Here is an 11,598-nt window from a genome sequence, read left to right as displayed (position 1 = left end):
GGCCGCCTGGTGCGGCGCACAGGCACGCGACGCACCTGCGTTTCGCGGGCTAATCGCGACGCGCGCCGGGCGGCCGCTGCCAGACTGGGCGGCGTGAGCGAAACGTGGGAGCAGGATGCCAGTGCCGAGATGCCCCCGGTCCTCTTGCGGCCGGAAGCCGAGCTGCGGCAGGCGGCGGAGCGAAACCCCCTTCTCGGCGAGGTCCGCGGATACGTCGCCGGGTCGGACCCCAGCGACCCGCTGATCCCTCGGTGGGCGGAGGTGGCCGGGCTGGTCCGCGTCGGCGGCGGCGAGCACGTGCCCGTCGAGGAGAACGCGACGCTCGTCGACGACGCTCTCCGGCTCTGGGAGCGGCTGTATTCGACGATCGGCGAGGCTGAGCCTCTGCCCTTCGGACTGATCGCGACGATCACACTCACGCTCTACCGATCTGGTCCGGTCGCTGTGCCGGTCGAGCTCCTTCTCGAAGCCATCGAGCTCGGGCAGGCGCCGGACGAGTCGACGCGGTACGCGACCAGCGTCGCGCTGGATCTGCTGGAACGGCTCGGCGCGATCGAGAAGGGCACCGCGGACCCGGCCGGGCTCGCGCTGATCGCCGAGATCGCCGGAAAACCCGATCCCTCCCCCTTCGTCCTCAGCCTCACCCCGATCGCCGTCTGGGCGATCAACAGGGAGCTTCGCGAGGCCGGAGTGAGCGCGCCGGTCATCGGTGAGGCGGCGGAAAAGAGTCTCGGCGAGCTGAGCCCACGCCTCGCCGAGTCCGGGCCGGGGATCATCGACGCGGAGCTGAAGGCCTGGGTGCGGCACCGGTCACCCTCCGGCGCGGCAGCGGAGGCGAGTGAGTTCCTCCGCACGGCACGGCTCCCCGTGGAACGACTGTTCGCCTTGATCGTGCTCGGGGAAACCGGCGAGATCGGCCTCGAGACCGCTGCCGGAGTCCGAGCCGAAGGCGGTTTGGTCGGCGCGGCCACCGCGATGTGGCTGGCCGAACGTGGCGCGGTCGACCGGGAGACGGTCACCCGTGACGAGGTCGGCCTAGGGATGGCCGACCACTACGCGGCGATGCACGCGCTCGGCGCGTTCGTCCATCAGCTCGCCGACATGGACGACGGCTTCGACGTCGTGGACCTGCTGACGTCCTCCGGCCATCCGGACCGGCTCGAACTCCTGAACGTCGTCGGCGCGAGCCATCCGGACCCGAAGATGGCCAAGAAGGCGCGCACGGCGAACTACAAGCTCCGATCGAGCGGCGGCGTCTGAGCCCCCCTGGTCAGCGCGCCGACGCGTGACGTTTAGCCCGCTAAACGCAGGTCAGCGGGGTCGGGCACCGGGAAGCCGAGGCCTTCACGGAACGACGGGGCGCCACGGAGCCGGATCGCGATTAGGGGGCTAAACGCAGGTCCGGGGGGTCACTTCGAGGGGGCCGGGGAAGCGGGGGGTGAGGCGGGGGCCGAGGAAGCGGTCGGGTTCGGCGGAGCGGCGTAGGTGTTCATCGCCGTGATCTTCCACTTGTCGCCCTGCAGCTCCGCGTTCAAGTGCAGCTGGGCGCTCCCCGCGGTGGTCTTGTTCGTGTCGGCCCGCGTCGAGCTCTGGTCGACGAACACCATCACGTCGGCCCGGTCGCCCTCCAGCCGGATGACGGCACTACGGGTGACCTTGCAGGTCACGACCATCTTCTGCTGCGGAGCCAGCCGCTTGACCTCGCCCATCAGCAGGTTGTACTTCGCCCGCACCTCGTCGTTGACCAGCAGGTCGCCCGCCGCGGTCTCGGTCTTCGCGATGTTGTTGTAGTCGTACGAGAACAGCGCCTCGGTCGCCTTCGCCACCTGGTCCTTGACCTGCGCGGTCTTCGCGACGTCCAGCAACGCCGTGTTGTTCGTCGAGCTGGACACGTCGTCCGCCTGGATCTTGAACAGCACCGCGGTCGCGGCCAGCAGCAACCCGACGACCACCAGCGCGCCCGCCAGGATCAGCTGCTTCGAGCCCGGCTTCTTCTCGTCCGTCGAAGATTCGTCGACCTCGGCTTCGGCCTCTTCGAGGTCGTCCGGCTTCTCCTCGGCGACCGCGCGGGCCTTCGCACGCGGGCTCGGCTTCGCGACAACCTCGTCTTCGGAGGCTTCGGAGACTTCGGCAGCTTCGGGAGCGTCGGGGGCTTCAGGCTCTTCAGGAGCCTCGACCACGGCCACCTCAGGCTCAGGCACCTCGACGGCCTCAGCCTCGGGTTCAGGCGAAGGCGCAGGCGCAGGCGCAGGACGCGGAGCCGGCCGCGGCGACGGACGGCGAACCGGCGTCGGCGTTTCGTCGACCTCGACCTCGGCCACCTCGGGCGGAGCGGGAGCAGGAGACGCACCGGGCCGTCGCAGACCGGCCACCCGGGGGCGGCGCACCGGCGGAGTGCTGCGAGGGGGCTGGCGACGGGAGGGGGGCACTACGTGGCTCCGTTCTAGGTGACGCTCTTACTGACCGGCCGCGACGAGGGGCACGTTGTCGATCCCGGACAGCTTCCACTCATCGCCGACCCGGGTCATCGAGACCTCCAGGCGCAACGCCTTCGAGCTCGCCTTGTCGCCCTGGGTGACCTGGGTGGAGATGGCGGCGAGGAAGCTCGCCTTGCCCTCGTGGTCGTCGAGTTCCTCGACCGCGATGTCCTGGATGGTGGTCACGACCTTGGTCTTCGCGTCGCCGAGCGCCTTGCGGTAGGTCGGCTCGAGCTGGGCCAGCTGCTGGCTCATCTTGTCGTCGGAGACAGCCTTCTGCTTGGCGAAGAACTCGTCGAGTTTCTCGAAGTCGACCTCGGTGTACGCCTTGATCGCGGTGCCGCCCGCCTTGGCCACCTCGTCCCGCGAGCGCGCCAGGTCGGCGTTGTCGTCCGAAGCGGCCACGGCCCACATGACACCGAAGATCGCCGCGGCGACGAAGGCGGCGAGCGCGAACGCCGCCGCCCCGAGGACCAGGGTCCGCGATCGAGAAGAACTCATGACACTCCAGGTTAGATATACGGTCTTCGCCTCAGCCGGGCAGGCCCAGCAGTGTGCCGAGGGTGGGCAGGCTGACCCCGGGACTCTGCAGGACGCTCGGCATACCCTGCGCCGCGCGCAGGCTGGCCAGTTCCTCCGCCGAGCGGCCGGCGTTCGCCGCGACGTCGCCTTGCGACGGGATCTGCGGGACCCCGTTGTACGGCACGTTCTGCGAACCGCGCACGTTGATCGGGCTGCCCTTCGGCTCGGCGCAGTACGCGTCGTCCTTCGGCGCGCGAGGCGTCGTGTCGGTGCCTTCGCGGTACTTGTCGAGCCCGATGTAGCCCTTGGTGCACGAAGGCGGGTTGAACAGGTTGAGCGCGAGGCCCAGGTGCGCGGTGCCGTCGTTGGCGACGCTGTTGGCACCGGCCGCGAGCATCGGGTACGTCACCAGGCCCTGTTCGAGCCCATCGAGCCGGGTCACCAGCAGGTTCGACGTCGTGAGCAGGTTCGCGGTCAGCGCGCCCAGCCCCGGCCCGGATTCGGCGAGCACCTCGCTGATCTGGGTCGCCACCTGCGGGGTGATCCCGATCAGCTTCCGGATGTCGGCGTCGGAATTCTTCAGCGTTCCCGAGAGCTTGTTCAGGTCGGCGCTGAACGACTTCATCGAGCTCGCCATGTCGTTCTGCGTTTCGAGGACCTGTCCGCCCTTTTCCAGCAGCTGGACGGTCTGCGGCAGGTACTCCTGCGCGGTCGCGGTGAAGCTCCGCGCGGTGTCGAGCAGCCGCTGCAGGTCGGGGCCGGTGCCGTTGAAGGCGTTGTACGACTCGTCGACGACCTTGCGCAGCGAGTCGGTCGGCACCGAGGCCGCGAGGCTGTCGAGGTCACCGATGAGCTGCTCGGTGGGCACGGGCGTCTTGACCTTGTCGGCCGGGATGACCGAACCCGCGTTCAGGAACGGTCCCTTGTCGCTCTTGGGCTTCAGGTCGACGAACTGTTCGCCGACCGCGGACCGGTTCGCGACGACGGCGTCCAGGTCGGCGGGCACCTGCGGGGCGTCCGGCGAGATGTTGAGGTCGGCTTCCAGCCCGGTCTTGGTCAGGCGCAGCTCGCCGACCCGGCCGATGTTGAAGCCCCGGTAGGTGACCTCGGCGTTCTGGAAGATGCCACCCGACTGCTTGAGCTGCAGTTTCACCGTGTAGCCCTCGTCGCCGAAGACCTGGCCGAGCCCGGCGAACCGGATCAGCGCGTACACGATGGCGACCACGGAGATGATCGCGAACGCGACCAGCTGGATCTTCGTCCTACGGACCAGCATCAGCCGGCACCTCCCGAAAGCACGCCGAAGATACCGGCGGGTCCGGTCTGCTGCGGCTGTCCGCCGCCCTGCGGCGCGCCCACCTGGCCACCGGCGACACCACCGACGCTGTCCGGGATCGGCAGCGGCGGGTTCGCGCCCGGTCCCTCGGTGCCCCCGGTCAGTCCTGGCACCGGGATGACGTCCTTGAGCGGGTTCTCGCGGCTGCGGCCGAGATTCTTGAGGATCTCGTTCAGGTTCAGGTCGATCTTCGCGAACAGGTTGAAGTAGTCGCCCTTGACGCCGTCGTACGCGGCGTCGCTGAACGGGAAGGTCAGCAGGATCTCCAGCGCCTTCGGCAGATCCGAGCCCGCCTCGCCGAGCTTCTGCAGCGTCGGCTGCAGCGCCTTGAGGTCGGCGACGAGGTCTTCCTTGCTCTTGTTCACCGTGTCGACGGCGACACCGGAGAGGTGGTTGAGCGCGTTCAGCATGGTCACCAGCTGGCCGCGCTGCTGCTCCAGCACGCCGAGGCCGGGGCCGAGGTTGTCGACCGCGCCGACCAGCTTGTCCTTCTGGCCGTTCAGGGTGAGCGAGAGCCGGTTCAGCCCGTCGAGCGCCCGCGTGATGTTCGCGGACTGCTTGTCCAGGTTCGTGACCAGCTCGTTGGTGTTGTTCAGCAGCGCCTTGAGCTCCGGCGAGCGGCCGGTGGTGGCGTTGTTGAGTTCCTTGGTGATCGTGTTGAGCTGCTCCACCCCGCCGCCGTTGAGCAGCAGCGAAAGCGCGCCGAGCAGTTCTTCGACCTCGACGCTGCGGTTCGTGCGGGCCAGCGGGATCACCGCGTTGTCGGCGAGTTTGCCCTGACCGTCGGCCGGAGCCGCCAGCTCGACGTACTTCTCGCCGAGGAGGCTCGACTGCTTGACGTTGGCGAGCGCGTTCGCCGGCAGCTTCACGTCACCGTTGACCCGAAGGGTGACCTCGGCGTTCCAGCCGTCCGGGGTCAGCCCGATCGCTTCGACGCGGCCGATGGCGACCTCGTTGACCTTCACCCCGGCCTGCGGGGTCAGGTCGAGCACGTCCCGGAACTGCACTTTGACCGTGTACGGGTGGTCGCCGAGTTCGGCGCCGCCGGGCAGCGGGACGTCGTAGATCCCGCTGAACCCGCAGCCGCTCAACGTCAGCGCGGCGACGGTTCCGACGGCCGCGAAAGCAAGTTTCGTTCGCATCACTTGGCCGCCGTTCCGTAGAGCTGCCCCGCGATCGGGAGCGGCAGCGGCGGCAGCTGGCCCGCCTGCGAGGACTGGATCACCTGCGCGATCGACGGCAGCGGCACCAGCCCGTCGACCAGTCCGGCGACCCCCTTGCACGCGTCGCCCAGCGCGTCGAGCGCCTCCGGGGTCTGCTTGAGCAGGTTGCACACCATCACCAGCGGCGGCTGGGTGAGCTCGTTGAGGTTGGCCCGCGCGTCGAGCGTGCCGGACGAGGCGTTGTAGGTGTTGACCAGGTTCCCGAGGCCGACCGGGGCCACGTCGAGGATCTCGGCGAGCGCGCCGCGCTGGTCCACGAGCACCTTGGTCACGCTGGCCAGCTTGTCCACATTGGACTTGAGCCGGTCGCGGTTCTTCTCGATGAACGCCTGCACCGCGGTGAGCGTGTCGGACAACTGCTTCACCGTCGCCGAAAGGTTTTCCCGCTCCCCCGCGAGGAATCCGCTGACGTCGGCGAGCTGCCGCTCGAAGTCGCGGACCTGCTTGTCGCTGTTCACCAGCGTCTGCGAGAAGGAGCCGAGGTTCTCGACGGTCTTGAACAGGTCGTCCTTGTTGCCCGACAACGTGCCCGCGGCCTGGCCGAGCTTCGTGATCGTGTCGTGCAGCGCCTGCCCGTTGCCGTCGAAGTTCTTCGCGGCGGTGTCGAGCAGGTTCGACAGCGAACCGTTCTTGTTGGCGCCGTTGGGCCCGAGCGACTGGCTGACCCGCGAGAGGCTGGCGGCGAGCTCGTCGACCTCCAGCGGCACCTCGGTGCGGTCGAGCCCGATGACGGCGCCGTCGGCGATCCGCGGGCCGCCCTTGTACGCCGGGGCGAGCTGCACGTAGCGGTCGCTGACCAGCGACGGCGACACGATGATCGCCTTCGCGTCGGCGGGCACGGCCACCGAACGGTCGTACTCGAGTTCGACGCGGACCTGGTTGCCCATCGGCTGGATCTTGGTGACCGTGCCCATGTCGACGCCGAGCATGCGGACGCTGTTGCCTTCGTAGAGGCCGACGGTGCCCGCGAAGTACGCGGTCACGTGGTTGCGGCCGGCGTCCTTGAGCGTCCACCACAGCGCGCCGGCGACGACCAGCGCGAGCACGATCGCGATGGTGAAGCCGCGCGCGAGGCTGGAACCGAGACGGGTACTCATTTGTCGTAGCACCCCTTCTCGTTGATCGGGCCGAACGACGGCAGGACCAGTCCGCAGATGTAGTTGTCGAACCAGCGGCCGTTGCCGATCGTGTTCGTGAACACCCGGATGAACGGCGCGAACCGCGCGATGCCCTGACCGAGGGCGTCCTGGTTGCGCTGCAGCATCGAGGTCAGCTGGTCGAGCTGGGTGAGCACCGGGTCGAGCTGCGCGTCGTTGTCGTCGACCAGGCCCTTGAGCTGGGTGGCGAGGTTGCGCGAGCCGTCCAGCAGCGCGGAGATCGCGTCCTTGCGCTTGGCCACCTCGCCGAGCAGCTTGTTGCCGTCGGCCAGCAGCTTCTGGAACTCGGCGTCACGGTCGACGAGCGTCTGCGAGACCTGCCGCGTGTTCGCGAGCAGGCTCGACAGCTGCGAGTCACGCTTGGCGATGGTGTCCGAGAGCCGGGAAAGGCCGGTCAGCGCGCCCTTCACGTCGGCCGGGGTGTCCGCGAAGGTCTCCGTGATGACGTCGAAGCTCTTCGCCAGCTGCGTCGTGTCGATGTCGTCGACGGTCTGCGAAAGCCCGCGGAAGGCGTCGAGGACGTCGAACGGCGACATCGTGCGTTCACGCGGGATCGTCGCGCTCGGGTCGAGCGTGCGCTGGCCCTGCGGGTCGAGCGCCAGGTACTTCTGGCCGAGCACGGTCTTGATCTTGATCGCCGCACTGGTCTTGTCGCCCAGCCAGGCGTCCTTGACCTTGAACGAGATCCGGACCTTGTCGCCGTCGAGCTTGATCTCGGAGACCTTGCCGACCTTGACGCCGGCGACCCGGACGTCGTTGTCCTCCTGCAGGCCCGAAGCCTCGCTGAAGTCCGCGGAGTACGTCGTCCCGCCACCGATCACCGGCAGGTCCTCGGAGTTGAGCGCGGCGAGGAAACCGAGCAGCAGCACCGAGATACCGACCAGCGCGATCGGGATCGGATTGCGTTTCTGGAACGACTTCATGCCGTGCACCTCGCCCGGTTCACCGGCAGCAGCGGCAGGTTGATCGGCTCGTTGATCAGCGGAGGCAGGGCGACGGCTCCCGTCATCTCACAGGCGAAGAAGTTGAACCAGGAGCCATAGTCGGCGGTGCGGGTCAGCGCCGTCACCTTCTGCGGCAGGAACTGGATGAAGTGCTCGACGATCGGCTGGCTGTCGTTGAGGTTCTTCGTCAGCGTGCCGAGCGCGGCGATGTCCTGCTTGAGCGGCTCGCGGGCCTCACCGAGCAGACCCGAGGTCGTCTGGGCGAGGCCGCCGAGCGATTCGATGGCGTCGCCGATCGGCTCGCGGTCCGCGGCCAGCCCGGAGACCAGCTGCTGCAGCCTGACGATCAGGTCGTTGAGCTGCGGCGTGTGCGCGTTGACCGTGTCGAGCACCGAGTTCAGGTTGTCGATGACCTCGCCGATCACCTTGTCCTTGTCGGCGATCGTGGTGGCCAGCGACGCGGTGTGCTTCAACAGGCTTTCGACCGTGCCGCCCTCGCCCTGCAGGACCTGGATGACCTCGTAGGACAGCTTGTTGATGTCGTCCGGGTTGAGCGCGGTGAACAGCGGCTTGAACCCGTTGAACAGCTGCGTCAGGTCGAGCGCCGGCGTGGTCCGCTCCAGCGGGATGTTCCCGCCCGGCTCCAGTGTCTTGCCGGAGCTGTCGGTGCCCTGCCCGAGCGAGAGGTAGCGCTGGCCGACCAGGTTCCGGAACTTGATCTGCGCGGTCACCCCGGCGGGCAGCTTGCGGCCGGCGTCCACTTCGAACTCGATCTCGGCCTGGCGCCGGTCGACGATGCGGACCTCCTTGACCTGCCCGACCCGGACGCCGGCGATGCGGACGTCGTCGTTGGGCAGCACGAGGGTCGCGTCGCTGAACCGTGCCTTGTAGGCGTTGGTGCTGGTGGTGTTCACGTTGGCGATGCTGATCCCGAGGATCGTCGTGAACAGCACGGTGACGACGATGAAGGCGCCGAGTTTGATCAGCGGAGCAAGCAATCCCCTCACTGGACGTGCACCTCCGCTCCGCGATAGAGCGGGCCGACGAGCAGCGAGCCCCAGCCGGGCACGTCCGAGGCGGACATGCCGACCTGCGGCGCGACCAGCTGCGCGAGGAAGTCCGATTCGGAGGCGCTGTAGGACGGGCTACCGCCGGGCGCTCCCCCGCCGTTGTAACCGCCGACGTTCGCGAAGCCGTTCGACGGCGAAAGACCGTCGTTCGCCGAGCGGGCCGGCGGTTTGACCGTGCTGCCGTCCTTGATCGGGCCGTCCGGCGGGTACTGCGGGAACGGGTCCGGGAACTGCTTCAGGTCGTAGCAGCGCGGGCCGCGTTTGTCCTCGAACCGCGGCTCGTCCTTGCCGGGCAGGTACGGCCCGCGGTTGACGGTGACCTCGATGGTCGCGTGCAGACCGGGCCGGTCGGTGCCCTTGCCGAGGGCTTTGTCGATCTTCGGCAGGTTGTCCGCCATCTGCCCGATCACGCAGGGGTATGACGGCGCGTACTTCGCCAGCAGCTCCGCGGTCGGGCGGGCGGTGTCGGCGAGCCGGATCAGGTTGTCCGCGTTGTTCTGGAGGAACGTCTGCAGATCGACCGAAGCCTGGGTGACGCTGCCGTAGAGGTTCGCCAGGTTCAGCTTCTGGTCCACCACGGTGCGGGTGGTGGTGCTCAGGTTGTCCAAGGTCTGCACCAGATCCGGGGCCACGGCGTTGAGGTTGTCCGAGAACTTCGCGAGCTCTTTGAGGTTCTGCTGGAGCTTGGGCTCGTGCGGGTTCAGCTCGCCGACGTAGGTGCCGAGCTGCGCGAGGGTGTCGCCGAGCTGGTCACCGCGGCCGTTGAGGGCGGTGGAGATCGCCGAAAGCGTGCTCGACAGCTTTTGCGGCTGGACGGCCTGCAAGACCGGCATCAGGTGAGCGAAGGCCTGCTCCAGCTCGACCGCGCCGGACGTACGGTCCTGAGTGATCACGTCGCCTTCGGCGATCGTCTTCTCCGACGGCGCGTCCGGGATCTCCAGGGAGACGAAACGCTCACCGAACAACGTCTTCGGCAGGAATCGCGCGGAAACGTTCTGGGGGATCAGTTTCGCCGACTCCGGATTGAGCGCGAGCGTGAGTTCGGCGCCGTCGGGTGTCGCGGCGATTTCCTTGACCGAGCCGACGATGAGCCCGCGGACCTTCACGTCGGACTGCTTCAGCAACTGGTTCCCGATATTGCCCGACTGGAGCTTCACGCTGACGACGGGCGTGAACGCCCGTTGGTACAGCGCGATGCTCAGCGCCACCCCGCCGATGAGCACGGCGACCAGAAGCAGGCCCAGCAGCCTGCGCCGGATTGTCGCGATCATCCTGCGATCCTCACCGTGACGTCGGTTCCCCAGATCGCGAAACCGATGAAGAAGTTCATGATGGACACCGTGACGATGCTCAGCCGGACCGCTTTACCGACGGCCACGCCGACACCGGCGGGGCCACCGGAGGCCCGGTAACCGAAATAGCAATGCGACAGGATGATCAAGACGCTGAACAACAGCACCTTGATGAACGAATACAACACATCCTGTGGTGGTAGGAACAGGTCGAAGTAATGGTCGTAGGTCCCCGCTGACTGGTTGTAGATGTAGATAACGACCAACCGGGACGCGAGATACGAACTCAGCAGGCCGATGACGTACAGCGGGATGACCGCGACGAAACCGGCGATGATCCGGGTGGTCACCAGGTACGGCAGGCTGGGCACGCCCATGACCTCGAGCGCGTCGATCTCCTCGGAGATCCGCATCGCGCCCAGCTGGGCGGTGAACCCGGCGCCGACGGTCGCCGAAAGCGCGAGGCCGGCGACCAGCGGCGCGATCTCGCGGGTGTTGAAGAACGCGGTCAGGAAGCCGGTGAAGGCCGAGGTGCCGATCGAGTTCAGCGCCGAGTAACCCTGAAGACCGACGAGGACACCGGTGAACAGCGTCAAGCCGACCATCACGCCGACCGTGCCGCCGATGACGGCGAGCGAGCCGGAACCGAAGCTCACTTCGGCGAGCAGCCGCAGGACTTCTTTCATGTAGCGGCGAAGCGTCCTCGGCGTCCACAGCAACGCGCGGCCGTAGAACGACATCTGGTCACCGAGGTTGTCCAGAGTCTGCAAAGGACGGTTGGCGACCCGCTTGGCGCCCTGGAGGAAGGTCATGCGTCAGTCCAGCTTTCCGGGCACGATCTGCAGGTAGATCAGCGTGATCACGAAGTTCACCACGAACAGCATGAGGAACGTGATGACGACCGACTGGTTCACCGCGTCCCCGACGCCCTTCGGGCCGCCGGACGGGTTCAGTCCCCGGTAAGAGGCGACGACCGCGGCGATGAAGCCGAAGATCAGCGCCTTCAGCTCGCCGACCCAGAGGTCCGGCAGCTGCGCCAGCGCGGAGAAGCTCGCCAGGTACGCGCCCGGCGTCCCGCCCTGGAGGACGACGTTGAAGAAATATCCGCCGAGCACGCCGATGACGCTGACCATGCCGTTCAACAGGAGCGCCACCAGCATCATCGCGAGCACGCGCGGCACGATCAGCCGCTGCACCGCGGAGACGCCGAGCACCTCCATGGCGTCGATCTCTTCACGGATGGTCCGCGCGCCGATGTCCGCGCAGACCGCGCTACCGCCGGCGCCCGCGACCAGCAGCGCCGTGACCAGCGGACTGGCCTGCTGCACGGTGGCGAGCACCGACCCGGCGCCCGTGTAGGACTGGGCACCGAGCTGGCGGGCGAGCGAACCGAACTGCAGCGAGATGACCGCGCCGAACGGGATAGCGACGAGCGCCGTCGGCAGGATCGTGACACTCGCGATGAACCAGGCCTGCTGGATGAACTCCCGCAGCTGGAACGGGCGCTGGAAGATGCCACGAACGATGTCGAGGCCGAGAGCGAACAGGTTCCCGGTCTCGCGCACCATGCCGATACC

11 protein-coding genes are annotated in these 11,598 nt (G+C 67.8%); 1 reads left to right on the top strand and 10 read right to left on the bottom strand.

Annotated features, from left to right (window positions below; all coding sequences use genetic code 11):
• The first annotated feature begins 93 nt into the window (after positions 1-93).
• Positions 94-1,260 carry a hypothetical protein gene (locus ACOCEP_RS14500; protein WP_482337746.1) on the top strand — a complete coding sequence of 389 codons (1,167 nt, stop codon included), beginning with the start codon at positions 94-96 and terminating at the stop codon, positions 1,258-1,260.
• Between the two features lie 149 nt (positions 1,261-1,409).
• Here ACOCEP_RS14500 and ACOCEP_RS14495 read toward each other — a convergent pair whose 3' ends face one another.
• From ACOCEP_RS14495 to ACOCEP_RS14450, 10 genes are all read right to left on the bottom strand, one after another.
• Positions 1,410-2,372, bottom strand: a complete 963-nt coding sequence (locus tag ACOCEP_RS14495) for a hypothetical protein (RefSeq protein ID WP_482339716.1) — start codon at positions 2,370-2,372, stop codon at positions 1,410-1,412.
• An 84-nt stretch (positions 2,373-2,456) separates the two neighbouring features.
• Positions 2,457-2,978, bottom strand: coding sequence for a hypothetical protein (locus ACOCEP_RS14490; protein ID WP_126733334.1), 522 nt, complete (start codon positions 2,976-2,978; stop codon positions 2,457-2,459).
• 31 nt (positions 2,979-3,009) lie between these two features.
• Positions 3,010-4,275, bottom strand: coding sequence for an MCE family protein (locus tag ACOCEP_RS14485; protein ID WP_482337744.1), 1,266 nt, complete (start codon positions 4,273-4,275; stop codon positions 3,010-3,012).
• Positions 4,275-5,477, bottom strand: coding sequence for an MCE family protein (locus ACOCEP_RS14480; RefSeq protein WP_482337743.1), 1,203 nt, complete (start codon positions 5,475-5,477; stop codon positions 4,275-4,277). The genes ACOCEP_RS14485 and ACOCEP_RS14480 overlap by 1 nt, the downstream gene beginning before the upstream one ends.
• Positions 5,477-6,655: an MCE family protein gene (locus ACOCEP_RS14475; RefSeq protein ID WP_482337741.1), complete on the bottom strand. Its 1,179-nt coding sequence runs from the start codon at positions 6,653-6,655 to the stop codon at positions 5,477-5,479. The genes ACOCEP_RS14480 and ACOCEP_RS14475 overlap by 1 nt, the downstream gene beginning before the upstream one ends.
• Complete coding sequence (locus tag ACOCEP_RS14470; RefSeq protein WP_482337739.1) at positions 6,652-7,638, bottom strand: MCE family protein; 987 nt, start codon at positions 7,636-7,638, stop codon at positions 6,652-6,654. Before ACOCEP_RS14470 ends, ACOCEP_RS14475 begins: the two co-directional genes overlap by 4 nt.
• Positions 7,635-8,666 (bottom strand): MCE family protein, encoded by a 1,032-nt coding sequence (locus ACOCEP_RS14465; protein ID WP_482337738.1) that lies wholly within the window; start codon positions 8,664-8,666, stop codon positions 7,635-7,637. Before ACOCEP_RS14465 ends, ACOCEP_RS14470 begins: the two co-directional genes overlap by 4 nt.
• Positions 8,663-10,000, bottom strand: a complete 1,338-nt coding sequence (locus tag ACOCEP_RS14460; protein ID WP_482337736.1) for an MCE family protein — start codon at positions 9,998-10,000, stop codon at positions 8,663-8,665. The genes ACOCEP_RS14465 and ACOCEP_RS14460 overlap by 4 nt, the downstream gene beginning before the upstream one ends.
• Positions 9,997-10,833 carry an MlaE family ABC transporter permease gene (locus ACOCEP_RS14455; protein ID WP_016331063.1) on the bottom strand — a complete coding sequence of 279 codons (837 nt, stop codon included), beginning with the start codon at positions 10,831-10,833 and terminating at the stop codon, positions 9,997-9,999. The genes ACOCEP_RS14460 and ACOCEP_RS14455 overlap by 4 nt, the downstream gene beginning before the upstream one ends.
• A gap of 3 nt (positions 10,834-10,836) precedes the next feature.
• Complete coding sequence (locus ACOCEP_RS14450) at positions 10,837-11,589, bottom strand: MlaE family ABC transporter permease (RefSeq protein WP_125732839.1); 753 nt, start codon at positions 11,587-11,589, stop codon at positions 10,837-10,839.
• Between the last annotated feature and the right edge of the window lie 9 nt (positions 11,590-11,598).

The organism is Amycolatopsis sp. CA-211722 (assembly GCF_056828465.1).
The sequence above is the reverse complement of the archived record's forward strand: the minus strand, read 5'-3'. Positions and strand labels throughout refer to the sequence as shown.